At 66.0% G+C, this 25,502-nt stretch carries 27 protein-coding genes; 14 read left to right on the forward strand and 13 right to left on the reverse strand.

What is annotated here, in order from left to right:
• The 7 genes from QF047_RS21650 (at position 1) to QF047_RS21680 (ending at position 6,364) form a co-directional block, all read left to right on the forward strand.
• Entirely contained in the window at positions 1–702 is a 702-nt protein-coding gene (locus QF047_RS21650) for a 3-oxoacid CoA-transferase subunit A (protein WP_307281397.1), read from the forward strand.
• A gap of 1 nt (position 703) precedes the next feature.
• Positions 704–1,378, forward strand: a complete 675-nt coding sequence (locus QF047_RS21655) for a 3-oxoacid CoA-transferase subunit B (protein ID WP_307281401.1) — start codon at positions 704–706, stop codon at positions 1,376–1,378.
• Between the two features lie 23 nt (positions 1,379–1,401).
• Complete coding sequence (locus QF047_RS21660; protein WP_307281403.1) at positions 1,402–2,214, forward strand: IclR family transcriptional regulator C-terminal domain-containing protein; 813 nt, start codon at positions 1,402–1,404, stop codon at positions 2,212–2,214.
• Between the two features lie 301 nt (positions 2,215–2,515).
• Positions 2,516–3,685 (forward strand): Re/Si-specific NAD(P)(+) transhydrogenase subunit alpha, encoded by a 1,170-nt coding sequence (locus QF047_RS21665; protein ID WP_307281406.1) that lies wholly within the window; start codon positions 2,516–2,518, stop codon positions 3,683–3,685.
• The gene (locus QF047_RS21670; RefSeq protein ID WP_307281409.1) at positions 3,685–3,990 is read left to right on the forward strand and encodes an NAD(P) transhydrogenase subunit alpha; all 306 of its coding nucleotides are present in this window, start codon (positions 3,685–3,687) and stop codon (positions 3,988–3,990) included. The genes QF047_RS21665 and QF047_RS21670 overlap by 1 nt, the downstream gene beginning before the upstream one ends.
• Entirely contained in the window at positions 3,987–5,360 is a 1,374-nt protein-coding gene (locus QF047_RS21675; RefSeq protein ID WP_307281410.1) for an NAD(P)(+) transhydrogenase (Re/Si-specific) subunit beta, read from the forward strand. Before QF047_RS21670 ends, QF047_RS21675 begins: the two co-directional genes overlap by 4 nt.
• 83 nt (positions 5,361–5,443) lie before the next feature.
• The gene (locus QF047_RS21680; RefSeq protein WP_306636754.1) at positions 5,444–6,364 is read left to right on the forward strand and encodes a diacylglycerol kinase family protein; all 921 of its coding nucleotides are present in this window, start codon (positions 5,444–5,446) and stop codon (positions 6,362–6,364) included.
• Between the two features lie 6 nt (positions 6,365–6,370).
• Here the strand turns inward: QF047_RS21680 and QF047_RS21685 are convergent, their stop codons facing one another.
• The 6 genes from QF047_RS21685 to QF047_RS21710 form a co-directional block, all read right to left on the reverse strand.
• Positions 6,371–7,096, reverse strand: coding sequence for an aspartate/glutamate racemase family protein (locus QF047_RS21685; protein WP_307281415.1), 726 nt, complete (start codon positions 7,094–7,096; stop codon positions 6,371–6,373).
• An 8-nt stretch (positions 7,097–7,104) separates the two neighbouring features.
• Entirely contained in the window at positions 7,105–8,532 is a 1,428-nt protein-coding gene (locus QF047_RS21690) for an amidohydrolase family protein (protein WP_307281416.1), read from the reverse strand.
• Positions 8,533–8,563: 31 nt separating this feature from the next.
• Entirely contained in the window at positions 8,564–9,352 is a 789-nt protein-coding gene (locus tag QF047_RS21695; protein WP_307281419.1) for an aspartate/glutamate racemase family protein, read from the reverse strand.
• Positions 9,349–10,032 (reverse strand): GntR family transcriptional regulator, encoded by a 684-nt coding sequence (locus tag QF047_RS21700; protein WP_307281421.1) that lies wholly within the window; start codon positions 10,030–10,032, stop codon positions 9,349–9,351. Before QF047_RS21700 ends, QF047_RS21695 begins: the two co-directional genes overlap by 4 nt.
• 78 nt (positions 10,033–10,110) lie before the next feature.
• Positions 10,111–11,475 (reverse strand): MFS transporter, encoded by a 1,365-nt coding sequence (locus tag QF047_RS21705; protein WP_307281423.1) that lies wholly within the window; start codon positions 11,473–11,475, stop codon positions 10,111–10,113.
• A 303-nt stretch (positions 11,476–11,778) separates the two neighbouring features.
• Positions 11,779–12,606: an amino acid-binding protein gene (locus tag QF047_RS21710; protein WP_307281425.1), complete on the reverse strand. Its 828-nt coding sequence runs from the start codon at positions 12,604–12,606 to the stop codon at positions 11,779–11,781.
• A gap of 163 nt (positions 12,607–12,769) precedes the next feature.
• On the opposite strand from QF047_RS21710, the gene QF047_RS21715 reads away from it, so the two are divergent.
• The 3 genes from QF047_RS21715 (at position 12,770) to QF047_RS21725 (ending at position 15,968) form a co-directional block, all read left to right on the forward strand.
• Positions 12,770–13,873, forward strand: a complete 1,104-nt coding sequence (locus QF047_RS21715) for an FUSC family protein (protein ID WP_306636750.1) — start codon at positions 12,770–12,772, stop codon at positions 13,871–13,873.
• Between the two features lie 37 nt (positions 13,874–13,910).
• A complete protein-coding gene (locus QF047_RS21720; protein WP_307281429.1) occupies positions 13,911–14,654 on the forward strand; it encodes an IclR family transcriptional regulator in 744 nt (247 codons plus the stop codon).
• A gap of 123 nt (positions 14,655–14,777) precedes the next feature.
• On the forward strand, positions 14,778–15,968 hold the full coding sequence (locus tag QF047_RS21725; protein WP_307281432.1) for a 4-hydroxybenzoate 3-monooxygenase: 1,191 nt from the start codon (positions 14,778–14,780) through the stop codon (positions 15,966–15,968).
• On the opposite strand, the gene QF047_RS21730 is transcribed toward QF047_RS21725, so the two are convergent.
• Positions 15,965–16,501, reverse strand: coding sequence for a TetR/AcrR family transcriptional regulator (locus QF047_RS21730; RefSeq protein ID WP_306636744.1), 537 nt, complete (start codon positions 16,499–16,501; stop codon positions 15,965–15,967). The two genes, QF047_RS21725 and QF047_RS21730, sit on opposite strands and share 4 nt — an antisense overlap.
• A gap of 54 nt (positions 16,502–16,555) precedes the next feature.
• On the opposite strand from QF047_RS21730, the gene QF047_RS21735 reads away from it, so the two are divergent.
• Positions 16,556–17,611: an FAD-dependent monooxygenase gene (locus tag QF047_RS21735; protein ID WP_307281435.1), complete on the forward strand. Its 1,056-nt coding sequence runs from the start codon at positions 16,556–16,558 to the stop codon at positions 17,609–17,611.
• On the opposite strand, the gene QF047_RS21740 is transcribed toward QF047_RS21735, so the two are convergent.
• The 5 genes from QF047_RS21740 to QF047_RS21760 all read right to left on the reverse strand — a co-directional run bounded on the left by QF047_RS21740 (position 17,612) and on the right by QF047_RS21760 (position 22,829).
• Entirely contained in the window at positions 17,612–19,237 is a 1,626-nt protein-coding gene (locus tag QF047_RS21740) for an iron ABC transporter permease (RefSeq protein WP_307281437.1), read from the reverse strand.
• Between the two features lie 189 nt (positions 19,238–19,426).
• The gene (locus QF047_RS21745; protein ID WP_307281441.1) at positions 19,427–20,494 is read right to left on the reverse strand and encodes an ABC transporter ATP-binding protein; all 1,068 of its coding nucleotides are present in this window, start codon (positions 20,492–20,494) and stop codon (positions 19,427–19,429) included.
• Between the two features lie 52 nt (positions 20,495–20,546).
• The gene (locus QF047_RS21750) at positions 20,547–21,623 is read right to left on the reverse strand and encodes an extracellular solute-binding protein (protein ID WP_307281443.1); all 1,077 of its coding nucleotides are present in this window, start codon (positions 21,621–21,623) and stop codon (positions 20,547–20,549) included.
• A 204-nt stretch (positions 21,624–21,827) separates the two neighbouring features.
• The gene (locus tag QF047_RS21755; protein WP_306636734.1) at positions 21,828–22,262 is read right to left on the reverse strand and encodes an acyl-CoA thioesterase; all 435 of its coding nucleotides are present in this window, start codon (positions 22,260–22,262) and stop codon (positions 21,828–21,830) included.
• A gap of 63 nt (positions 22,263–22,325) precedes the next feature.
• Positions 22,326–22,829, reverse strand: coding sequence for a GNAT family N-acetyltransferase (locus QF047_RS21760; RefSeq protein ID WP_307281447.1), 504 nt, complete (start codon positions 22,827–22,829; stop codon positions 22,326–22,328).
• Between the two features lie 144 nt (positions 22,830–22,973).
• Here QF047_RS21760 and QF047_RS21765 point away from each other — a divergent pair, with 144 nt between their 5' ends.
• The 3 genes from QF047_RS21765 (at position 22,974) to QF047_RS21775 (ending at position 24,763) form a co-directional block, all read left to right on the forward strand.
• Positions 22,974–23,498: a MarR family winged helix-turn-helix transcriptional regulator gene (locus QF047_RS21765; RefSeq protein WP_306636730.1), complete on the forward strand. Its 525-nt coding sequence runs from the start codon at positions 22,974–22,976 to the stop codon at positions 23,496–23,498.
• Positions 23,499–23,603: 105 nt separating this feature from the next.
• Complete coding sequence (locus QF047_RS21770; RefSeq protein ID WP_307281450.1) at positions 23,604–23,840, forward strand: hypothetical protein; 237 nt, start codon at positions 23,604–23,606, stop codon at positions 23,838–23,840.
• On the forward strand, positions 23,837–24,763 hold the full coding sequence (locus QF047_RS21775; protein WP_307281452.1) for a serine/threonine-protein kinase: 927 nt from the start codon (positions 23,837–23,839) through the stop codon (positions 24,761–24,763). The genes QF047_RS21770 and QF047_RS21775 overlap by 4 nt, the downstream gene beginning before the upstream one ends.
• Here the strand turns inward: QF047_RS21775 and QF047_RS21780 are convergent.
• On the reverse strand, positions 24,760–25,434 hold the full coding sequence (locus QF047_RS21780; RefSeq protein WP_307281454.1) for a histidine phosphatase family protein: 675 nt from the start codon (positions 25,432–25,434) through the stop codon (positions 24,760–24,762). The genes QF047_RS21775 and QF047_RS21780 overlap by 4 nt on opposite strands.
• Positions 25,435–25,502 lie beyond the last annotated feature (68 nt).

Below are 25,502 nucleotides of genomic sequence, written 5' to 3' on the forward strand. Positions count from 1 at the left end.
ATGCTGAATTTTGTAGATTCGGTCCAGGAGGCCGTGGCCGGGATCAAGGACGGTTCCACGGTGATGATCGGCGGGTTCGGCAACGCCGGGCAGCCGTTCGAGCTGATCGACGCGCTGCTGGAGTGCGGCGCCACCGGCCTGACGGTGGTGAACAACAACGCCGGGCAGGGCGACCAGGGCCTGGCGCTGCTGATCAAGGAAGGCCGGGTGAAAAAGATGATCTGCTCCTTCCCGCGGCAGTCCGATTCCTGGCACTTTGATGCCAGGTACAAGGCCGGTGAGATCGAACTCGAACTCGTGCCGCAGGGCAACCTGGCCGAGCGGATCCGTGCCGCGGGGGCCGGGATCGGGGGTTTCTTCACGCCCACCGGGTACGGGACCATGCTCGCCGAGGGCAAGGAAACCCGGATCATCGACGGCCGCGGCCAGGTGTTCGAAACACCCATCCACGCCGACGTCGCCCTGATCAAGGCACTCAAAGCCGACGGCAAGGGCAACCTCGTCTACCGCAAGACGGCCCGGAACTTCGGGCCGATCATGGCCGCGGCCGCGAAGCAGACCGTCGTGCAGGTCTCGGAGATTGTCCCCACCGGCGGGCTGGACCCGGAAAACATTGTCACGCCCGGGATCTACGTCAACAGCATTGTCCGCGTCCCGGCATCAGACCGCCGCGCCGCCGGCACTAGCGAGAAGGTGGCCTGAGATGACCACGGCAACCTCCATCCAGACCTCCGCCACACCCCTGGGCCGGGACGACCTCGCGCGGCTCGTGGCCAGGGACATCGCCCCGGGATCGTTTGTGAACCTCGGCATTGGCCAGCCCACCCTGGTGTCCAACTACCTCACCGAGGAACAGGACATCACGCTCCACACGGAGAACGGGATGCTCGGCATGGGCCCCGCCGCCGAGGGTGACCAGATCGACGGCGACCTCATCAACGCCGGCAAGATCCCCGTCACTGAACTCCCCGGAGCCTCCTACTTCCACCATGCGGACTCCTTCGCGATCATGCGCGGCGGGCATCTGGACATCTGCGTCCTGGGCGCGTTCCAGGTCTCCGCCACCGGTGACCTGGCGAACTGGCACACCGGCGCACCGGGTGCGATTCCCGCCGTCGGCGGTGCCATGGACCTCGCCACCGGCGCAAAGGACGTGTTCGTGATGATGACCCTGCTCACCCGCGAGGGCGCCTCCAAGATCGTTGACACCTGCACCTACCCGCTCACCGGCGTCGGCTGCGTCACCCGCGTCTACACCGACAAAGCCGTGTTCCTCACCGGACCCGACGGCGTCACCGTCCGCGAAACCTTCGGCTGCACCCTCGAAGAACTCCAGGAACTCGTCCCCGTCCCGCTGAAGGCCGCCGCGGCCGCCTGAAGGGGCCCCTAGGATTGGTTACCATGACCGACGCCGTCCGCACGGACACCCCGCCTGCCCCGCAGGCCAGCGACCAGTACGTCCAATCGCTGGCCCGCGGGCTCGCCGTGATCCGCGCTTTTGATACGGACCATCCGGTCATGACCCTCACCGAAGTGGCGGCCCGGACCGGATTGACCCGGGCCACGGCGCGGAGGTTCCTGCACACGCTGGTGGAGCTGGGCTATGTGCGGACCGACGGCAAGACATTTGCCCTCACCGCCAAAGTGCTCCAGCTCGGTTACGCGTACCTCTCCGGGTTGTCGCTGCCGCAGCTGGCGCAGCCGCACCTGGAGGAGCTGTCCCTCAAACTCGGCGAATCCACGTCCGCGGCCGTGCTGGACGGGACTGACATCGCCTATATCGCACGCGTCACCACCCGCCGGATCATGAACGTGGGCATCACTGTGGGCACGCGCTTCCCGGCGTACGCTACGTCCATGGGCCGGGTGCTCCTCGCCGGCCTGCCGCCCGCTGACCTGAAGGCATACCTGGCAGCCGCGGAGATCAAGCCGCTCACGCCGCGGGCCATCGGAACCGTCAAAGAACTGCTCCCGGTGCTGGATACCGTCCGGGCCCAGGGCTGGTGCCTGCTGGACCAGGAGCTGGAGCTGGGCCTGATGTCCGTAGCGGCGCCGGTCTATGACGGCCTAAAGGTAGTCGCGGCGGTAAACGTCTCGCTTCAGGCCCAGACTGTCGCAGCGCAACCGGACCCGGACGCGTACCTGGCGTCGGTTGCCCGGGAAATCGTGGCGACGGCGAAACTCATCTCCGCGGACCTGGGCGCCAGGGGATAAGCCCGGCTTCAGCGCAGCGGGATTCACCCCGGCCGTGCCGGACCGCGCCATGAGCACGGCTCTCGCTGCGCAGGGACTGCCCCTGCGCAGCGAGCCGGGGTTTCATTGCGCAGACCGGTACGGCAAAGGTAACTCTTTGCCACCCAAGCGCACCGCCCTACTCCCGCCACAGCATTCCGGGCCATAGACTCAAGCCAACTACGTGCAACAGCGCCGCTTTGCGAACCCCCTGATCCAACGGAACCAGGTCCGGCCCGGCAGGGCGGCGCTGCCGCATCCGTTCAGCGAGGGGAGTCGGCGGGTGAAACTGGGCATACCGCGGGAACGCCGGGAGGGTGAACGGCGGGTGGCCGCCACCCCCGATACGGTCAAGCAACTGGTGGTGCTCGGCGTGGACCTGCTCATCGAGGCGGATGCGGGAGCAGCCGCCGGGCATCCGGACGCGGCCTACGTCCAGGCCGGAGCGAAGATTGTCCCGGAGCTGGACCTGGCACAGCTGGACGTTTTGGCCCATGTCCGGCCCCTTGACCCGCAGACGGTGAAGTCCCTGAAGCGGGGAGCGGTCACAGCGGGGCTCGCGTCGCCGTCGTCCGAACTCCCCACTGTTGAGGCACTCGCCGATGCCGGCATCACCGCGTTCGCCCTTGAGCTGGTGCCCCGCATCTCCCGCGCCCAGTCCATGGACGCGCTCAGTTCGCAGGCTCTCGTCGCGGGCTACCGCTGCGTGCTCGAGGCGGCCATCCGGCTGCCCCGGTTCTTCCCCCTGTACATGACTGCGGCCGGGACTGTTCCGCCCGCACGGGTCCTGGTGCTCGGCGCCGGCGTGGCCGGGCTGCAGGCCATCGGCACCGCGAAACGCCTGGGGGCCCGGGTCTTCGCGAACGACATCCGCCCCGCTTCCGCCGACGAAGTGGCCTCCATGGGCGGCACCTTCATCCGCCTGGACGTTGAAACCGCGGAGGCGGCCGGGGGCTACGCCCGCCAGCTCAGTTCCGACGCCGGCACCCGGCAACGGCAGCTGCTCGCCCCCCACGTGGCACAGGCGGACGTGCTCATCACGACGGCGGCCGTCCCCGGCAGGCGCGCACCGCTCCTGGTCACCACCGGGATGGTGCAGGGCATGCGGCCGGGCTCGGTCGTCGTCGACCTCGCCGCGGAGTCCGGCGGGAACGTGGAGGGCGTGGTGCCCGGCCAGGACATCCCGGTGCCCACAGCCGACGGCTCCGGCTACGTCACCTTGGTGGGCCTGAAGGACGCACCCTCCGCGATGGCCTCGGACGCGTCCCGCCTCTACGCCAAAAACGTGGCCAACCTGCTGGCCCTGGTCATCAAGGACGGCACCGTGGCGCCGGACTTCGGTGACGATGTGCTCGCCGGAGCCTGCCTCACGCACGACGGCGCGGTGCGGCACCAGCCCACCGCCGAACTGCTCGCCGCGAGAGCCGGCAGCCGGCGGGAAGGGGCGCTCTGATGGACGGAATAAGCCTGCTGACCATCACGGTCCTGGCCGTGTTTGTTGGCTTCGAAGTGGTTTCCAAGGTATCCAGCACCCTGCACACGCCGCTGATGTCCGGCGCGAACGCCATCCACGGGATCATCCTGGTGGGTGCCATCATCGTCGCCGGCCAGGCAGCGGACCCGTGGGTGCTCGCGGTGGCCCTCCTCGCCGTCGTCCTCGCCACCGCCAACCTCGTGGGCGGCTTTGTGGTAACCGACCGGATGCTGCATATGTTCCACGCCCGGAAAGAGATTGCGAAGAAGGGGCCCGCCAAATGAGCCTCCTCGACCCCGTCTGGACCTCGCTGCTCTACCTGGCCGCTGCCGTCTGCTTCATCCTGGCGCTGCGCGGCCTCAACTCGCCGCGCACTGCCCGGCGCGGGAACCTCATCGGCGCGCTGGGAGCCCTGATCGCCGTCGTCGCCGTGTTCCTGTCCTCCCGGCTGGAGAACGTCCCCTGGATCCTGGCGGCGATAGCCCTTGGATCGGTGGTGGCGGCTCCCGTGGCACGCCGGGTCAAAATGACCCAGATGCCGCAGCTGGTGGCGCTGTTCAACGGGGTGGGCGGCGGCGCTGCGGCACTTGTGGCGCTCCTGGAATTGAGCCACGCGGAAGAGTCGGGGGTACGCCTGGCCATCGTCTTCACGCTCCTGGTGGGTGCCGTTTCCTTTGCCGGCTCCGGCGTCACTTTTGCCAAGCTGCAGGAATTGATGACCACACGGCCGGTGGTGTTCCCGGGCCTGCCAGCCGTTATGTCGGCAGTGCTGCTCGCGGCGGTGGCGGCCGGCGTCGCCGTTATCCTCACGGGTTCGTCCGCGCTGGCGGTGCTGCTGCTGGTGCTGGGCCTTGCCGCCGGGATCCTCCTGGTGCTTCCCGTGGGCGGCGCCGACGTCCCGATCGTCATTTCTCTGCTGAATGCCTTCACCGGCCTGGCGGTGGCGGCCTCGGGCCTGGTGCTCGGCAATGTGCTGCTGGTGGTGGCGGGCACCCTGGTGGGCGCATCAGGCACCATCCTCACCCGGGCCATGGCCGCCGCCATGGGCCGCAGCGTTGCGGGCATCCTGTTCGGCGCCTTCCGGGGAGGTTCGACGGCGGGATCCACCGCCGTGAGCGAGCGTCCCGTCAGATCCTCCACCGCCGAGGACGTGGCGGTGCTCCTGGGCTATGCGCAGCGCGTGATCATTGTTCCCGGCTACGGCCTGGCTGTGGCACAGGGCCAGCACACTGCGGCGGAACTGGCGCTGGCCCTCGAGGCCCGCGGGATCGACGTCGATTTCGCCATCCATCCAGTGGCCGGCCGTATGCCCGGGCACATGAATGTGCTCCTGGCCGAGGCCAACGTGCCGTACGAATCGCTCAAGGAGATGGGCGAGATCAATCCGGAGTTCAAGACGGCGGACGTGGCGCTGGTGGTGGGTGCCAACGATGTGGTGAACCCGGCGGCCAAGACGTCCTCCGGGTCGCCCATCTACGGCATGCCCATCCTGGAGGTGGCGGACGCACGGCAGGTGGTGTTCCTGAAACGGTCCATGCGGCCAGGCTTCGCCGGAATCGAGAACGAACTGCTCTACGAACCCCAGACGTCCCTGCTGTTCGGCGACGCCAAGGACTCCCTGGCCCAGGTGCTTGGAGCGGTCAAGACGCTCTAGCCTGCCGGGCTGCTTCGATCGGCTCGACGCGCAGGCTACTCTTCTTTTTAGAAGTACACTTCCCATTTCCACCAGAGGACACCATGACTGCCAACAGCTCCACTGCCCCCCAACGCGCAGCCATCATCATCAATCCTGCCAAGCCGGTGGACATCGACGTGCGCGGACTCGTTGCCAAGCACTGCGTCGAAAACGGCTGGGGCGAGCCGCTCTGGTTCGAAACCACCAAAGAGGATCCGGGCGTCGGCCAGGCAAAGGACGCCCTTGCCCAGGGGGCTGACATCGTCATCGCGGCGGGCGGTGACGGAACCGTCCGGTGCGTGGCCGAGGTTCTCTCCGGCGGCGAAACCCCCATGGGCCTGCTTCCGCTCGGCACCGGAAACCTCCTGGCCCGCAACCTCGGCATGGACGTCACGGACTACGACGGCGCCATGGCCGGTGCGCTCACCGGCACCGAGCGGAAAATCGACGTCGTCCGCGCGCGCCGCAGTGACCCGGACCAGGAGCAGCTCTTCCTGGTGATGGCCGGAGTGGGGTACGACGCCACCATCATGGCCGATACGGACGAGAAGCTTAAGCACAAGGTAGGTTGGCTGGCCTACGTGGACGCCGGGATCCGGAACCTGCCGGGCAAGCCAGTGAAGGCCACCATCGTGATCGACGGCAAGGTCGCCGTTCACCGCGGTGTACGAAGCGTCATGGTGGGCAACTGCGGCAAGGTACAGGGCGGGCTGGAGATTTTCCCTGAGGCCAAAATGGATGACGGTTTACTGGACGTGGCCGTGCTGGCACCCCACCACGGAAAGCTGGGCTGGCTCTCCGTGATCGTCGGGATGATCGGCAAGGGCCGCGGCAAGGACACGGCAGTGGAGTACTTCCAGGGCAAGACCGTGGAGATCACCCTGGAGCACAAGGATGATTACCAGCTCGACGGCGATCACGAGGGCCAGGGCAAGCATGTCCTGATGACCATGGACCCGGGCGCCCTGACCCTGCGGATGTAAGAGTGCCTAGGCGAGCAGCTTGCCCCATCGCGGGTCCAACAGTGGCGCCCCGGCAAGCCTGAGGGCATGCCAGAGCGTCACGGCCACTGAGTCCAGTACGGGCACGGCCGTGCCGTCCTCGATCTCGGCGGTGATGTTGGCGCCGTAGAGGTTGGTGCACAGGTACACCAGGGCGTCGGGTGCCGCCGCTGCGAGCTCGCGTGAACCTGGTCGCATCTCGTCCACGGTCACCCGTGCGAACGACTCGTTGTCACTGAGGCCCAGCGCCCTGTGGTCAACAGTCTTGATGCCTTCACGCTCGTAGGCTGCAATCACCTGGAGGTTGACGTCCTCCGTGTACGGCGTGAACAGGGCTATGCGTTCGGTACCAAAGGACTTGAAGGCCTCAAGGTACGCCAGGGTGGAAGTGGTGGCCGGGATGCCGGTAGCGTCGGTGATTTCGTGCACGAGTTCACGGTCGTGGGCGGCCCCCAGCCACGAACCGGAGGTGCCGTTCCACGCGATAACGTCAACGTCCGCCGTTGCGAGCAGCCTGCCGGCTTCGCGCATGACGGCGGCATCGAACTGCCGGTCCGAGGAGCCGTCCAGGGCGATCCTGGTGACGGGAATGCGGGTGAAATGGATCGTGACGTCAGTCCGGCCCTCCAGCATCCGATAGGTCAGGGGTTCAAGGCAGGTGTTGGAGGACGGCACGATCATGCCGATCCGGTGTGGCCTGTGGGGAGAGGGCATAGGGGCTCCTAGAGGGCGGCGGCGGTTACGGCGCCGGCGGGCAAGATGGATTGGTGCTGGCGGAAGCCTTCGCGGGCAATGAAGCGCCCCGTGGCCCCTGGATCGTGAAATCCGGCGGCGTCCAGCACCACCCGGCCAGCGGAGACTACGACGGCGGGCCAGCCCGTGAGTGCCTTCCCGTCGAAGGGTGAGAAGTCGGTCCCCATATGCAGGGCGGCCCCGTCCACGGCCCGCTCCTCCGAGGGGTCGAAGATCACCAGGTCGGCGTCGAATCCCTCTGCGATGCGGCCCTTGCCCGGGACGGCATTAATCCGTGCCGGGCCAGCCGAGAAGGCCTCGACGAACTCCTCCACGCTGGCACCCGCGGACGTCATGGCGGTGAAGGTGACCGGCATTCTGGTCTCAACGCCGGGCAGGCCGTGGGGCATCGCGCGGACGTCATCAGTGCGCTCGCGCTTCTGCGACAAGTCGTAGCAGGAGTGGTCGGAGGACATGGTGTGGATGCTCCCCGAAGCCAGGCGCTCCCTGAGGGCGGCCACGGTTTCCGCGCTGCGCATGGGCGGGCAGCACGCGAACCATTCAGGAAAGGTGGAGGCATACACGGAGTCGTCCAGCGTGACGTAGTGGGGGCACGTTTCGGAAAAGGCCTCCAGCCCGCGTGACCGTGCCTCCGAGACCAGGTCAACAGCGCGGGGCGTTGACTGATGGACGAAGTAGACGGGCGCGCCGGTGTGTTCGGCCATGGCCAGGGTCTCCTGCACCGAAATCTCTTCGGCCAGCTCAGGCCGTGTCCGGTGCAGGTGTTCAATCCCGATCCGGCCGTCCTGGGCGTGCTGCTCGGTGCAGTCGGAGATGATGGGGTCGTGCTCGGCGTGGATGTAGGTCAGCCCGTCCAGCCGGACCATTTCCCGCATGACCTTCAGGATGGTGTCCCCGCCGGCCATGGTGGTGCCGCGGTTGGTGGTGTACATCTTCACCGAACGCACGCCCTCGGCAGCCAGCTGCTCCAGCTGCCAGGGGACGGTTTCATCCCAGGTGACCACGGCACCGTGCAGGGCCACGTCGCACCGGGATTCGGTGGCAAGTTCCTTTTTGTGCAGGACGGCGGCGAGCGGTGTTTCCTGGGCGTCCCGTGGGATGCCGAAGTCAATGATGGTGGTGGTGCCGCCCCACAGCGCCGCCGTGGAGGTGGTCCGGTAGTCGTCGAGGGTGCGGAAGCGCCCGGTGACCTGGGCAACGTGGCAGTGCCCGTCCACCCCGCCCGGGATCACGAGTTTGCCCGAGGCGTTGATGGTGCGCTGCGCTGTGGGGACCGGTTCAGCGGCGTCAACGAGGGCGGTGATCCGTCCTTCGTGCACCAGGACGTGGGCCTCCTGCCGGCCGAAGCTGTTGACCACGGTGGCGTTGGCAATGACGAGTTCGGTCTGGTTGGACATCGGTGTCCTCCTTGGATTTCGGAAAGCTTGCTTAGGCTGCAGGTTCGGGCATGCTGGCGGTTACCTGCAACGCGGACAGTGCTGCGTCCAGGTTGGCGGACAGGCCTTTTAATCCCTTGGCAGGGGGCGGCGCGAAGGCGCCGGCGCGGTGGGGTCCGGACTGCAGCCCGGCCACCGCTTCCGCCATGCGGATACCGGCGGAGATCCCATCAACTACCGGGACGGGGATCTGTCCCCTGAGTTCGCGGGCCAGCCCGGCGAGCGGGGCACCGGCAAGGATGACGACGTCGGCACCATCCTCCGCCACAGCCTGCAGGCTCAGTGCCAGCAGGGTTTCCTTGAAGTCGTGCTGGACCGAAGCGATGCCGTTAAGCGACTCATTGATGGACCGGATGGAGGCAAGCCGGCCGGCCAGGCCGAAGCCCTCGACGCACTCGAGGTACCAGGGCTTGATCCGGTCCGAGATGGCGATGATGGAGAAGCGGCGGCCCTGCAGCGCCGCGGCGCACAGCGCAGCCTCGGTGATGCCGATGACGGGAACGTCCGCCAGTTCCTTCAGGGCGGGCAAGCCGGGATCGCCAAAGGCTGCCACCACCACCGCGTCCACAGACTGCGCTTCCGGCCGGGTGTGTCCGGCGATGATTTCCGCGACTGCGCCGGCGGCGATGAGGGACTCGAACCGCGTCTCGATGTACTCGACGCCGTGGCCTGCGGTCCGGACCTCCAGCGTGGTGCCGGGGGCGGCGGATCGGAGCGCCTCGGATTCGATGAGGGCCGTGACTTCGTCGCTGATATTGGGGTTGATGACCAGGAGTTTCATTTTCTCTTCCGATGCAATTCTGGTTCGGTCTTTTGGAAGTCCTCGGGGAATTGTTCCCGGTACTTTCCGATGTGGGATGCGGACTGCGCAGCGGCCCTGTCGGGGTCGCCGCTGGCAATGGCCGCGTAGAGCTCGCGGTGTTCGCGGATGAGCTCGGGCAGGTCGCTGACATGCCGGAACAGCCAGTGCATGCGGCCCTGCAGGGGTTCCAGCGCTGACTTGAGGAAGTTGTTGTCGGCGATACCGGTGATGGCGTCATGGAATTCGCTGTTGGAGCGGTGCGCCTCCATCACCGCGCCCTTGGCCAGGAAGCCCTCCGCGTCGTCCAGCAGCCCCTTGAGGTAGGCGAGGTCGTCCTTTGTGGCCCTTTTGGCGGCCAGCCTGCAAGCCAGGACCTCCAGGGATTGGCGGACGTCGAAGAGGTCTTCCACGTCCTTGGGGCTGAGGGTGCTCACCTCCGCCCCGCGTGCACCGCGGTCGCTGATCAGTCCTTCCTGGCGGAGCATCCGCAGTGCTTCGCGGACCGGCAGCCGGGATACTGAGAATTCTGCTGCCAGGTCCCGTTCCACCAGCCGCGTGCCGGGAGCATAGTGCCCTTCGAAAATCCGGGTGCGGAGGGTATCCCGGACAGTCTCGCGGAGGGGGCGGTCCTTGTCCTGGGTCTCTTCTGCGGTCAGCATGGTGCTCCATTCGGATTTTTGTAGGGCACTGCTCCCGGCGGCGGGGGCGGTGACTGCGTGTTGCCTGCGAGGGCTAGCTTAGACAGGAAGCCTCTTGTTGTAGTTCAAGGTCAGGACGGAGGCGCCCATGACCACTGCGGATGCCACGAAGTAGAGCAGCGCCCAGGTGTATGAGCCTGTGGCACCGACGATGAGGCCAACGACGATGGGAGTGACGAACCCTGAGATGTTGCCGCTGAAATTCATGGCCCCGCCCAGGACTCCCGCGTTGGTGCGTCCGCCCAGGATGGAGGGGATGCTCCAGAACAGTCCTACCCAGCGCAGGAAGAACATGACCAGTGACAGCAGAATCACTGCCGTGGTGGAGTCCGGGACCACCGTGACGCCGATGAGGCCGCCCACCACCACCGCACTGGAGATGCCCAGCAGGGTGCGCATAACCCGGTTGGCCGAGGCGCCGGAGGCCCGCCATTTGTCGGCAAGGGCGCCGCCGATGATTTCGCCGACGAAGCCGGCACCAAAAATCACGAACGTTGACCAGCCGATGGTTTTCAGGTCGAAACCCTTGGCCTGTGCCAGGTAGAGCGGGCCCCAGGTCAGCAGGCCGTAGAAAACGCCGTTGAATCCGAGCCAGCCCAGGCACATGGCCCAGAACGAGCGGAACTTGAGGTACGGGAGCAGGGCACGCTTGCCCTGGCTGCCTTCGACCCTGGCTTCGGCATCCTCAGCCGCGTGGGAAGCTTCGATGTAGGAGGCCTCGGCGTCGTTGACGCCCCGGTGTTCGCGGGGATTGTCCCGGACGTACCACCAGACGGCCAGGCCCATCAGTACGGTCGCGGCACCCGCGATGACAAACGACCAGCGCCAGCTTCCCGTTGAGGCGATCAGGCCGGTGATGAGGATGCCGCCCAGTCCAGCCCCGAGCGGTGCGCCGGCGTCCAGGATGGTGGCGCCGCGGCCGCGCTCGGACTTGTGCATCCAGATGGCGTTAAGCTTTCCGCCGGCGGGCATGACGCCTGCCTCGGTGACGCCGATGCCCATGCGGGCGATGAACATGCTGAGGAAGCCGCCGCTCATGCCGGATGCGGCGGTGGCAGCACCCCAGCCTATGCAGGAGGCGGTCATCACCTTGCGGGGACCGAACTTGTCGATCAGCAAGCCAACCGGAATTTGCATCAGTGCGTAGGTCCAGAAGAAGGCAGACAGCAGGAGGCCCACCAGTTCAGGGGCCAGGTTGAACTCTTTCTGGATGATGGGGAGGGCCACGGAAATGGAGCCTCGGTCGATGTAGTTGACGGCAACCAGGACCAGCAGCAGGAGGAAGAGCTTCCAACGTACGGCTGTGCGTCGTTGCACGCCGTCCTTGCGGGATTCGCTGGAGGGGTTGGCGGCGGGGGTGCCTTCGGCGGATGCCGCGGTCGTTTCGGTGTTTGGGATGGACACAGCTTCTCCTTCACGGGGAAGTTTACGGATGGGGAAGTTACTGGTGGAATACGCGGACCTCATGGTGAGCGGGAAAGGCCCGGGAAATCAGAGCGTGTGTGCGGCGGCGATCCGGAGCGCCTCGCATTCGCGTCTTCCTTTTGGGATCCCAATTTGGGATCCCAAAATCAAAGGTAGAAGTGACCCGTGACACTGTCAAGGGTTTTCGGAAAGTTCGGCCTTCCAGGCGGCTGGAAACTGATTGTGACTGCAAAAAACCCCAACCAGGTACCGCTGCCTGGTTGGGGTTGGTTGCTGCGTGGCCTAGCCTGCCCGCTGATGCGCCAGGATCTCGGCGAGTTCTGCGAGCCGGTGGGCCCGCGCCGATTCCGCCGGCGTGAACGGCTCGCCGGGCCGGACGAAGGTGATGGGCCCGTGCCATGCGGTGGGAATCTTCAGGCGGGTCCCGGCGTGGTGCTTCTCCAGCACGGCTTCGGCGGGGGTGAGGATCCTTGCCTGCAGCAGCTCCGCCACAGCCAGTGGAAGCTCATCCGGCGCGTCCGCGATCCGGGCAGCAAGGCTTAGGGCTTTGGTCTGGCCGTCGGCCATGGCCAGGGCGGTAGTGGGCCAGACGTGCGGGCGGGTGCCGCCGCCGTCCTGCAGGGCGTCCAGGAGTTGGCGTTCGCCGAGGTTCCCTGGAGCCGAGAGGACGAATTCGTCCAGGACTCCGCCCGCCACCGGGTGTACATGGATGCTCAGGATGTTGGTTCCTGTCCTGGCAAGTGAACCGGTGAGCCGCTGCAGGGAACCCGGCTCGTCGCGCAGGACGGTGCGGGCCCGCCAGAGCGCAGGGGCCGCGCCCAGCTTCCGCCGGTGGCGCAGCGCGGGCGCGTGGAGCCAGCCCCGCAGGATCCGGGCTGCTGAAGGTTCGGCCACCCAGATCACCAGGACCGTCGCTGTGAGGGTGAGAACCAGCACCTTGGCCACGTAAGGCAGGTGGGTCTCCACCACCAGGGCGTGTACCAGGAGTTCGATGGGCAGCATCACGGCCACATTGGCCAGGGTCAGCCGCGCTTTGGGAGGTTCGGGCATCATGCCGCAAACTTCGCAGCTCAATTCGGCCGCGGGCGTGTTCCGTACGGGAGGCTTCATGCCTCAAGCATCGGATGGCGCTGTTTCAGCGGTGTTGCCCTGCCGTTCCATTCATGGGAACGGCGTGGCCGGTTGTGGAGGGTGGCGCCGTAGGATTTAGCAGGAACGTCAGCGCGGCCGCCCGCCAGAAGTCCACCCCCTTTCCGCAGGAAGGCGCTGCCCCTTGAAGCTGCTCGCCGAGATGTTCAGTATTGGTCCCGGCAACAAGGACCACCACCCCGCGCTGCGGTGCGCCGTGGGCGTCTTCGTTCCGCTCCTCACGCTGGTGCTGCTGGGCCGGCTGGACCTCGCCATCTTCGCGTCCTTCGGGGCCTTCACCGGCATTTACGGCCGCGGCGAACCGCACGGCACCCGCTTCGCCCTCCAGTTGCGGGCGGGACTGCTGATGCTGGCCGTCATCCTGTTGGCCACGGTGGCGGCCAGGACCGCTGCGGCCCTTAGCCTCGACAGCGCGGGTACAGCCTGGCTCCTGGTTCCCGCGACCACCCTTGTGGCGGGTGCCTGCTCATTGTTCATTTCCTGGTGGCGGATCCGTCCGGCGGGCTCGCTGTTCCACATCTTCGCATTCGCGGCCATCGCATCGATCCCCAACCAGCCGCCGCTGTGGCAGGCCATGCTGGTTGCCGTCCTCACCAGCGCGTTCTGCCTGCTGATCGGCTTCTCCGCCAGGATCCTCCCCAGCCACCGCAGCCCCTGGGTCCGGCCACGGCGCGTCCGCCGCACGCCCAATGAGAAACGCGCCGCCTGGCTGGAGGCCCTGGGCTACCTGGTCGCCGCCGGACTGGCCGGGTCCCTGGCCACCTGGGCCGGAGAGCTGCTGGGCTTCGGGCACAATTACTGGGCCATGGTTGCCGCGGTTGTCCCGCTCGTGGGGCACACCACCAGGCACCGGGTCCGCCGCGGCATCCAGAGGATCATCGGAACCCTTCTTGGGCTGGCGATCCTGGCCGGCATTGTGCTGCTGGGCCTCGAGCCCTGGCAGACCGTATTGGTCATGGCCCTGTGCCAGTTCGGTGCCGAAATGTTCATCATCCGCCAGTACCTGCTCGCCCAGCTCTTCGTGACGCCCCTTGCCCTGATTTCCACTCTTCTGGTGGTGCCGTCCCCGCCTGGAATCCTGCTCCGGGACCGGATTATCGAAACGGTCATCGGGGCCGCCGTCGGCATTGCGGTGGTGCTGGCACCAGGGGCGTGGCGCCGGCTGCGGGAACGCACGACGGCGGGGTCCGGCAAAGTTTCCCACTCTTCACAGGCGCGGCAAGGGTAAGCTGGACACGTCCCATTGAACGGAAACGGGGTGGGTAATGGCCAACTCCGCTTCGGGCGATTCCGTGGTGGACAGGATTGTCCGGCTGATCGCTGCATTTCCCCAGGACGTCGGCGCCCTGCAGCTTTCCGAGCTTGCAGCCCGCTCCGGATTGCCGCTGACCACCACCCACCGGCTGGTCCGCCAGCTCGCCGGGCATGGACTGCTGGACACCGGTCCCGGGGGTACCGTGCGGCCGGGGCTCCGCCTGTGGGAGCTCGTCAACCGCACGTCCCCTGCACTGGCGCTGCGGCAGGCCGCGATGCCGTTTATGGAGGACATCCAGCACGTCCTGAACCAGAACGTTAATCTGGCGGTGCTTGATGGCTGGGAGGCGCTCTTTGTGGAGCGGCTGTCCCGGCGGGGCTCGGTGGCCAACCGCGCCCAGGTGGCCGGGCGGATGCCCATCCACATCTCGTCGGCCGGGCTGGCCTTGATGGCGCACCAGGACAAGGCGCTCCAGGGTGAGTACCTGGACCACTTTGCCGACCCCGACCGGAAAATCACCAGGGACGAGGTCCGCACCCTGCTGGCCGAAACGGCCCACCAGGGCTTCGCCCAGCTGAAGGGCGTGGTGGATCCGGACACCTGGGGGATCGCCGTCCCGGTCCTCAACAGGAAGCAACGCGCTGTGGCGTCGTTCGGCGTGGTGGTTCCATTGCGCGAGATGCGCCTGCAGGCACTCGTCCCCGCGCTGCAGACTGCCGCCCGGGGCATCGCCCGCCGTCTCTCCGATTCCTGAACCGCCAAGTCCCATTCAACGGAATTGCCGTGTCGGCTATCACCGCCAGTGGCGCAGACTGATTGCCAGACACACCCACCCGGCACCGCCCCTGCGGAGCCCCGCAACGAAGCGAGATGTCCAATGGCAGCACGCAAGACCATCACCACCCAGGTGGCCATCATTGGAGCCGGGCCCGCCGGACTGATGCTGTCCCACCTGCTGGCAAAATCGGGCATCGAATCCACTGTCATCGAAGTCCGAAGCCACAAGGACATCTCCGAAACCGTCCGCGCCGGCATCCTGGAGCATGGAACCGTGAACATGCTGGTGGACAGCGGCGTTTCGGACCGGGTGCTGCGGGACGGCGACCGGCATGACGGCATAGAACTGCGCTTCAACGGGGAGAGCCACCGCGTGGACTTCAAGGAGCTGGTGGGGGAGTCCGTGTGGCTTTACCCCCAGACGGACGTGTTCCTGGACCTCGCCGCACGCAGGAGGGCCGACGGCGGCGATGTCCGCTACAGCGTCTCGGACACGTCCGTCCATGACCTCGAAGGCAAACCGAAGGTCTGGTTCGCCGACGCTGACGGCGTCGAGTATGAGATCCAGGCGGACTTCGTGGTGGGGGCAGACGGCTCCCGCAGCCACTGCCGGTTCCAGATCCCCGAGGCGCACCGCAAGTGGTATTTCCACGAGTACCCCTTTGCCTGGTTCGGGATCCTGGCCGAGGCCCCCCGCAGTTCCGATGAACTGATCTACGCCAATTCGGACAATGGGTTCGCCCTGATCAGCCAGCGCACCGAGACCGTCCAGCGGATGTACTTCCAGTGCGATCCCAAGGAGAACGTGGCGGAGTGGAACGATGACCGGATCTGGGCCGAGTTCCGCAGCAGGGTCAACGGCAACGGCTTTGAGCTCAAGGAAGGGCCCGTCATCGAAAAGATGGTGCTGCCGTTCCGCAGCTTCGTCCACACCCCCATGCGGTACGGCAACCTCTTCCTGGCCGGCGACGCAGCGCACACCGTGCCGCCCACCGGCGCCAAGGGCCTGAACCTGGCCATCCATGACGTCAAGGTCCTCTTCGAAGGGCTGGACAGCCACTACAACTCCGGCTCTGACCGGCTGCTGGAAACCTACAGCGACCGTGCCCTGGAGCGGGTATGGAAGGCGCAGCAGTTCTCCTACTCGATGACCACCATGCTGCACACTCCGGCCGGCGCTGACGATTTCTCCCGCGCCCGCCAGCTCGGCGAGCTGCACTCAGTGGTCTCCTCCCGGCACGGCATGGCCTACCTCGCCGAGGCCTACACAGGCTGGCCGGGCGCAAGCTAACCCAGCAGCCGCCGGACTGCTGCGGCGATGGCTGCAGCGTCGGGCTGCTCGTCGCGCCGAACCGTTAAAAGGTGGAGCAGCACGCCGTCGCCGTAGTCGGCCACATCCCGTGCCCGGCCCGGCGCATCAGTTACGCCCAGCGCGGCGAGGGCCCGCTCCAGGCCGCCCACCAGCCGGAAGTGCCCGGCCGTCACTGACTCCGGCTTGTCGAGGGAGATGGCCAGCCGGGCGCGGGTGAGCCCCGCGTGCGGCCCGGCCAGCGCCAGCATCAGGGTGGCCAGCTGGCCTGCCAGCTCCTCAACGTTCTGCGGCGGACCGGCGGGTCCCTGGTCCTGGAGGAGTGCGGCATCCAGCTCCAACAGGCGGTCAAGCACCGCTTCCACGAGGGCTGCACGGTTCCGGTAGTAGTTGGAGGTGGTGCCTTCGGGCAGGTGGGCGGCGGCATCCACCGCCCGGTGGGTGAGGCCCTTCATGCCCTTGTCCGCCAGAACGGCCAAGGCGGCATCCAGCAGTTGGGTCCGGCGGTCAGGCATGGGCCCAGTGTAATTGCCTCTTCCATGTCACTACAAAAGTAGTAAAATCGCACTATGGAACCGATCTCGATTGTTGGTGGTGGCATTGCAGGGCTGGCGCTCGCCGCAAGCCTGGACCCGGGCCGTTTCGAGGTGACCGTTTACGAAAAGCGGCCGGAGCTGCCCACCGTCGGTACCGCCCTGGGCATGTGGCCGAACGCCCAGCGCGCACTGGAACGGATTGGGGTGCTGGAGGAGGCGCGGGCCGTCAGCCCGGTGATTGGCAGCGGGTGGGTCCGTAACGCCGCGGGCGAGCCGTGGGTTACCGTCGACGCCGGCGGGATGTTCGGCATTTCCCGGATCGATCTGTTGCGGCTGCTTGATGCAGCGGTGCCCGGAACCGTGCGCCGGGTCACCAGCCATGCCCAGGCTCTTCCGGCCGGCGGCGGCCTGCTGGTAGGGGCCGACGGTGTGCACAGCATGGTCCGCCGCGAGGCGTGGGGTGCCCGTACCGCTGCCGGGCTCACTCCCTACCTTGCCCTGCGCGGGACTCTCCCCACGCGGGTCAGCCCGGACGCGGTCGGCGAGTACTGGGGCCGCGGGGACCTGTTCGGGATGGCCGCCTCCTACAGCGGTATGTTCTGGTACGCCAGCTACCGGTCCGACCTCGGCCCCTATGGCATCGATGCAGCTTCAGCCCTGGAGCAGGCCCGGGAGCGCTACGCAGGGCACGCGCCGGCCATCCGCCAGGTGCTGGCGGCGGCTGCGCCCGAAAACCTACTGGTGCAGCGGATCTGGACAGTTCCCCGCCTCGGGTCGTACGTTCGCGCCAGGAGGGTCCTGATCGGCGATGCCGCGCACGGCATGATGCCCACCCTGGGACGCGGCGCCTGCGAGTCGTTGGTGGATGCGGTCACACTCGCGGACCTCCTTAATACGCTGCCCGAAGGCCAGGCACTGCGTGCCTACGACCGGCAGCGGCGGCTGCGGACGCGCGCCCTGAGCCTGGCCTCGTCCGCGCTGGGGCGTGTCGCGCTCGCGGAAGGGGCCCAGCCCCTTCGTGATCGCCTGCTTGACCTGGCCCGACGGCGGCCCGAGCCTGCCGCCGTCGGGCGCGGTTCCGCAGCCTGATCACCGCATGGGTGCTGCGGGAAGCTTGCTGTCCGCACCGGAAACGGAAGTGACGGCGGGCGGAGGCACAGCGGCGGACGGCACGGCAGGAAGCCGTTTCTTGGCGGTCCCTTTCCGCCTGGCCCGCCCGTAGACCAGATACATGGTGACCCCCGTGATGATCATCAGGAGCACGGTGTAGACGAAGGTATTGGCCACGCCTTCCACACCTTCGGCTCCATCCGTATTGGCCTTGATCACCAGGCCGAGGGGCTGGACCAGCGGGTGGGCGAGGAAGATGGCTGTGTCGTAGTCGTCCAGCAGGCTGTTGAAGTTCAGGGCCGCGATGGCGGCTGCCGCCGGCAGGACCAGGGGCAGGAGGATCCGCCGGAACACGTAGAGGGTTTTGGCCCCCATGATGGCCGCCGCCTCCTCGAGCGATGAATTAATCGAGGCGAAGGAGGCCTTGAGCATCCGCAGCGTGAACGGAATCTTCACGGTCACGAAGGCAATCAGCAGGATCACGGTGGTTCCAGTGAGAACAGCACCGCCCACCAGCGGATTGGGGTGGTCATAGCTGATGATCAGGCCCAACGCGAGCAGCGCCGAGGGTAGGATCCAAGGAATATGCAGCAGGTATTCAAAGACAGTCGCCACCCAGTTCCTGTACTTCTGCAGCAGCCGCGCCACGAAAAGCAGACCGCCGACGGCGATCACGGCGGCCAAGGCGCTGTACACCACACTGACGATGAACGGCCTCAGCCCTGAGGGCTGGGTCAGGACCCGCACGTAGTTGTCCAGCGTCAGGTTGCCCAGGGCGAGCTGTCCGGTCTGGATGGCTGCACCATCGGCAAACGAATACAGCACGATCAGCACTACGGGCAGCGTGTACACAGCAAACAACAAGTAAGCCACGGCATGGACCACCACGTTGGCCACCGGGTTGGTGATGTCCTGCTTTTCCAGCGCCGAGGAAACCTTGGAGACGGAAAAATAGGTGCCGCCCTTTTCGAGTCGGGACATCACCGCGAGCATCAGGATGGTGGCCACGCCCAGGATGACGGCCAGCAGCGCAGCGAGGTCACGGGAGGTGGGGCTGTTCGTGAAGGTCAGGATCATCGGCGTGATGGTCTGGAAGTCACGGCCGCCCAGCACTTGCGGTGCGCTCAGCGCGCCCAGGCCGGTAAGGAAGGACAGGATGGTGACAGCGAACAGCGTTGGCTTGAGCATTGGCAGCACTATCCGCCGCAGGATGGTCCAGCTGGAAGCGCCGAGGTTCCGCGCCGCCTCGACTGTCTGGTAGTCGATGCCCTTCAAGGCGTTGGCCACAAACAGCATGTGGTTGGTGGTGGTGGCAAAGGTCATCACCACCAGAACCGCGAAGAAACCCGAGAACCAGCCCGGGTCCAGGCCGGGGAACACCTTCACCAGCAGGGTGGTGACGATGCCTTTGTCGCCGTAGATGAACTTGTAGCCCGCAGCCAGCACGATCCCGCCATAGATGAAGGTGGAGGCGTAGCCCAGGAAGAGGATCCTGGATCCCCTGATCCGGAAATAATGCGTCACCAGCACAATGAAGATTCCCACCAGGTTCACCGTGATGGACAAGGCGACAGCGAGCAGGAAACTGTTCCCCAGGGCCTTCATGGCCCGTTGGGAGGAGAACAGCTTCTCGGCGGCGCGTCCGGAGAAGCTGCCGTCCGGAAAAAAAAAAAAACGTCTCCATCAGGATGTTGACGTTGGGCCACACCAGGAATGCGGCGATGAACCAGGTGAGCAGGGCGGCCACCACGAGGACGAACGGGGAGTGGGCCATGCCGCGGACCGAAGCGCCGCTCATGGCAGTGGCACCGCCTGGTCCTCCCGCTCCACGGCGTTACCTGCCGTGCGGTGGTACTGCAGGATGTGTTCAGGCTGGAGATACACAGTGGCGGGGCTTCCCGGCTCCGGTTGCGGGCCGCCGTCCTCCCGGACGAGAAGGCGAATATCCGCGCCGTGGCTGCGCACCAGGTACCGGCTGTGCAGGCCGTGGTAGGTACGGGACGCTACCGTTCCGGGAAGTCCGACGGCGGCTCCCCCGCCCGCCGCCGGCTTCAGGGACGCCTTTTCCACCCGCAGGTAGGAGCTGGCTTCCGTGCTGAGGTCCGCTCCCGAGAGCCGGTTCAACTCCGCGACGAACTCCGGCGTGAGCGCTGAGCTGTCCCCGATGAAGTTGCAGACAAACTCGGTGGCGGAGCGGTCATAGATTTCCTGCGGAGTTCCCACTTGCTCCACCACGCCCTTGTTGAAAACGGCCACCCGATCGCTCATCGCCAGCGCCTCATCCTGGTCATGCGTGACGTAGACCGTGGTGATGCCGAACTGGCTCTGCAGGTCCTTCAGCTGCTGCCGCAGCTGGTGCCGGAGCTTCGCGTCCAGGTTGGAGAGGGGTTCATCCAGCAGCAGGATCTTGGGCCGCAGTACGAGTGCACGCGCCACGGCCACACGCTGCTGCTGCCCGCCGGAAAGCTCTGCCACATTCTTGGCCAGCTGCTCATCGCTGAGATCCACCCGCCGCGCAATGTCCCGCACCATCCGATCGCTCTCCGCAGGTTTCTCCTTCCGCACCCGCAACCCGAAGGCAATGTTTTCCCACACGCTCATGCTGGGGAAGAGGGCGTAGTTCTGGAACACCATGCCCACCTGCCGCTTGTCGCTGGGAAGCCGGGTGACATCCTTGCCGTCCACACGGACTGTGCCCTTGGACGGCTGGATGAAACCCGCCAGGGTGCGCAGCGCCGTCGTCTTCCCGCAGCCTGAGGGCCCCAGCAGGGTGAAGAACTCTCCGGGCCGGACGTGCAGGTCCAGATGCGGGATGGCGGTGAAATCGCCAAAGGAAACTTCAATGTTGTCCAAGCGGATCATGGCAAACCTGTCTGGTGGAGCGGACTGGGCGGGCGTGAAGCAGGAAAACCGGTTACGTCATGTACTCGAGTTCGATCTTCTCCACCCAGGCGCCCATGTTCTCCTGCACGAATTCCCAGTCGATGTCCTGCTGCTTAAGGTCCGCGAAGAAGGCCACTACCTCAGGATTGGCTTTCGCCTCGGCCGCCTGATTCACCGGCATGGAGTTGAACTTCTGTGCGAACTCGCCCTGGACATCGGCGCTTCCGAACCAGTCGATAAACTTCTGTGCCTGTTCCTTCTTTTTGCTGCCCTTCACCAGCGCTATCTGCTCTACGGCAAGGGGGACGCCGACGGACGGAATCACGGTCTCAACGTTCACGTTGAATGACTTTTCCCGCTCGGCGATGATCGATGACGGCATCTGGCCCATGTCCACTTCACCGGAGGCGATACGGGCAAAGAGGTCAGTCTTGGCAACTGCCGGGCTCCCATTCTGGAAGTACTGCTCCACCTGCTTCCAGCCTTCATCCGAGATGCCCAGATCTCCGGAGTCGTCCCGATAGCGGCTGAGGATGCCCGCGAAAACCAGCTGGGCTGTGGCAGTGCCGAGACCAGTCACACGCTCGTAACGGGCTTTGAGGCCGTCCTTCGTCCAGAGGTCGGTCCAGTCCTGCGGTGCGGCATCCTTGGAGATTTTGTCGGAGTTGTAGCCAAGGAGGATGGCCTGCTTCACCAGCGGCCAGTATGTTTCACCGTCCCCCAGTTCTTGATCAACGTCCCCGGCCCACGCAGGCTCGTACGGTTCGAGGGCGTCCTCGGCTTTGATTTGGGAGAAGTACATGTTGTTCAGGCCGAACGCGATGTCGGCAACCGGGTTGTTCTTCTCGGCGATCAGCTTGTTGGTCGCGTCAGCGCCGCCGGCACCCACGATCTCAATCTTGAAGCCGGCCTCTGCCGCCTTTGCAGTCACCCAGTCGCCGCGGCCTTCGCCATTGGAGTTGGTGTAGATCACCAGGGTTTCGCGGGAACCACCGGCAGGAGCCGGTGAAGAACCGCCGGAGGCGGCAGGTGAGGCTGCGCCCCCGGCGCAACCGGCGAGAAGGGTGACGGCGACGGCGGCGGCAACCAGAGTTTGGAATTTACGCACGATCAGGACTCATTTCTGGACTGGAATCGGAGCATGTCCGGCCAGCCTATAGCCGGACATGGCAAAAGGCGGGCGTTATTGCTATCGATTCGATAAACAGCCCGGCTGCCCACTCTGATCCAGTTGGAGGAACGGCTGGTGCCCCGGGCGTAAACCGGGGGTTAACTTTCTGCCCCCGCCCGCCGTCGTGCGATTCGTCCGGCTTCAGTCCTGCTGGAGCGTGTCCGTGAGGTGGTGCGTGGGGATCCTGTCCCGCTCGTAGGTGATTTCGGTGTAGCCGTGCGGCTCGGGCTTGCCGGCCGCGTCGAGGTTGACGAAGACGATCTCCTCAATGGTCAGGATGCTCTGGCGCGTGATCATGTTGCGGACCTCGGCGCGCATGGTCAGCGACGTCCGGCCGAACCGGGTGGCGGTCAGCCCCATCTCGATCAGGTCGCCCTGGACGGCGGAGCTGACGAAGTTGATTTCGGAAATGTACTTCGTGACCGCGCGGCCATTGCCGAGCTGGAGGATGGCGTAAATGGCGGCTTCCTCATCGATCCACTTCAGCAGGCTGCCGCCAAAAAGCGTCCCATTCGCATTGAGGTCCTCGGGCCGGACCCACTTTCGGGTGCGGAAGGTGATGTCTGCTGATTCCATAGGCAGAGGTTAGCTGAGGAGCGCAGGCGGCACCGAGTGTGACGGGCTGGCACGGTGCTGTTGTTATGCCATCGCTGTGTGCGCCGCGCTGCGGGCGTGGATGCCCTTCGCGTAGCAGTAGGAGTGTTCAATGCCAACGTAGGGGCCGAAGTTGGGAACAGGTTCGAAGCCGGAGGTCTCGTAAAAATTCCGGCCGTCGGGCTGGGCGAATCCGGCTTCAGCTTTGATGCGCGTGATCCCCTGCTTGAAGGCTTCGGCTTCCAGTGCGGCGAGGATGGAACTGGCCACGCCAGAGCCTCGCGTGTAGGGCAGGACGTACAGGCGCTTGATTTCCGCTGTAGCCGGATCAAGGAGCCGCAATCCCCCGCAGCCCACCGGCTGGCCCGAGCCTTTGTCGTACGCAACCAGGAACACCGCGCAGTCAGCGCCCGACGGCGGCGGGCCGGGTTCGTGGTCCGGGGTGCCAAAGCGGGCGTCGAGTTCGGCCTGCTGGGCGCGGCGGAGATCAGCGCCCACGGGGTTGGACCAGGTGACCTGCCGGATGTTCAGCCGCGGGTTGGTCTGCATGTCTGCCTCGATTCGCCGAAGGGATATGCAAAACAAGGCTAAAAGACCGGGGTTACGCGGGTGTTTCTTCCGCGTAAGCGCCGGGATAACGCTGCGGGGTAGATCGCTTGGCTGGCTAGTAACCAGCTCGCCTAGGATGTTCTTATGCGCTCCACAGGTAATGAAGGCTCCGGCTACTGGTACGGTCCGGACGGACAGTTGGACTACAGTTCGGCGGTGCTGAAATCGCTGCGTGACTACAGGGCGGCGGAAACAGCCGTCCGAAGGTCCACCCGGGATTCCATGGGGATGGGTGAGACGGACATCCTCGCGTTGCGCTACCTGCTGCGCGCCCAGGCCTCGGGCAGGACCGCCGCGCCGAAGGACCTGAGCCAGTTTCTGGGCATCACCAGCGCTTCCACCACTTCGCTCATCGACCGGTTGGTGGCCAGCGGGCATGTCCGGCGCGAGGCGCACCCCACGGACCGGCGGTCGGTGGTGGTTGTTCCCACCGTGGAGTCGGACAAGGAGGTCCGGGTGACTCTCGGTGCGATGCACCGCCGGATGATGGCCGTAGCGGAAGGGCTCAGTGCTGACGAGGCCCGCGTAGTAGTTGAATTCCTGCAGCAGATGACCAATGCCTTGGAGCATCTTGACGAGGGACGCGCTGAGAGTGGCGGGCCTAGTTAGCTAGACCAGCTAGTAATATGTATGCTTACGATCAGTTCCTGAAACCCAACAGACGGAGTCGTGAGTGCGTTGGTCACCTTTACTGAGCTTGGTTCCCCTGATGTCTTGGCAGGACGCACATCCCTGAAGGGCTTCCAGCCGATTCCGGAGCCGGACGGCCTCGCCGCCGTCCATTGCGGCGCCAGCATGGACCTTGTGACCCCGGCGGTGGGTCCGGTCGCCGTCGGCTATTCCTTTGGGCCGGACAGCGAAGGTCCTGTCCTGCTGCCGCCGGTGTGGCGCTGCGGTTGCGGCTTTCAGCTCGACGCCGGTTTGGGCGCGGCCCCCGCCCTGTCCGCATGAGCACCCACGCGGCAGCGGTTGTCCAAAAACCAGGTGCGCTCCTGTCCGCGGACGTGGTGGCCGGGCGCTACGAACTCAAGGAACGGCTGGGCCGCGGTTCGCTGGCCGAAGTCTTCCGCGCTGCTGATCGGGAAGGCGGTCCGGACGTAGCCGTCAAGGTGGCGGTGGGTGAATCCAAAAAACACTTCGAGCGGACCAATAACGAAGCCGCAGTCCTGGCGGCCTTGGACCATCCGTCCATCATCCGGTTCATCGCGCAGGGTGTCATGCCCGCCGGGACCCCGCTTGCCGGGCGTCCGTTCCTGGTCGAAGAACTGGCCCTCGGAACGAACCTCGCCGAAGCGGCCCGCACCCGCCCGCCCCTCGCCGGTGACGTTGCCGGCTGGGCTGGCGGCCTCTTTGGAGCCCTGGCCCACCTGCATGAAAAGGGTCTGGTGCATCGGGATATCAAGCCTGCCAACCTGATGCTCAGCGGCCTGCGGAGGAGCCCTGTGCGCATCATCGACTTCGGCATCGTGGCTGCGGCGGGCTCGCCTCCCGAGCCAGGCATCTCATCGGGAACAGTGCACTACATGAGCCCTGAGCAGGCTGCGGGCGGGCCGGCGCGGACCACCTGGGACGTCTATGCCATGGGGCTGGTGCTGCTGGAGCTACTGACCGGAGCCAAGGCTTTTCCGGGCACCGCGATCGAATCGCTGGTGGCCAGGACTCTCCGGAGCCCCGTTATTCCGGACTCCCTCGGCCACGGATGGTGTCACCTGCTCCGGGCACTGACCGCGATGGACAGCGATGCGCGCCCGACGGCGGCCGAGGCTGCCACCATGGCCGCCCGGCTTGTGCCCGCGGATACTGCGGGGGAGTTGAGCGGCATGTGCAGGAAAATGGCCGTTTTCCCGTCCCGCCGGATCAGGCAGCTGGCCTAAGGCTCCGCAACGTTCTTCCCGGTAGGGTCCTCCGCGGTGGGATCAGCAAGTGCCAGGCCTCCTACCGGGCTGCCGTCCCAGTGGAGGAGTTTCCAGCCGTTGTCCGGATCGCCTTCCAAGGCGACGATTCCGGTGTTGGCCAGCACATGCTTCGCAGCGAACTCGTGGTCCGCGCCCTCCGCCCGGCGCCCGGCCCAGGTGCGGATGGCAGCGCCGTGGCTGACCACCGCGGCCGTAGCCTCCGGGCCTGATACCCGTCCCAGGACCTTGGCGATGGCTGCGTCAAAACGTTCGAAGAAGTCGTGGCCGTCCGGACCTGCAGGCATCCGCCGGTCGAGGTCCCCTGCGGCCCAGGACATCACTGTCCCCATGTACCGCTTGTGCGACTCGTGGTCGGTCAGCTTTTCCAGCGACCCTGCCTCGATCTCATGCAGGCCGTCCAGTACTTCGACGTCCAGGGTGTGCAGTTGGCCCAGCGGGGCTGCGGTGATCTGGGTCCTGATCAGGGTGGACGCGTACAGGGCCTCGATCCGCTCATTCACCAGCGAACGGGCCAGAGCCTCCGCCTGCCGTTCGCCCAGTTCGGTCAGCCCCGGACCGGGGTGTGCCGTATCCAGTTGGCCCAGTACGTTTCCGGGGGTTTGTCCGTGACGGATCAGGAGCAGCTTCATGCCTCCAGTTTCGCATCCGGAGCCCGCCCGCCAGGCCAGCCCCTGCAAAGGGCCCGCACAGCAGTAGG

This window comes from Arthrobacter sp. W4I7, from assembly GCF_030816215.1.
GTDB lineage: Bacteria > Actinomycetota > Actinomycetes > Actinomycetales > Micrococcaceae > Arthrobacter > Arthrobacter siccitolerans_A.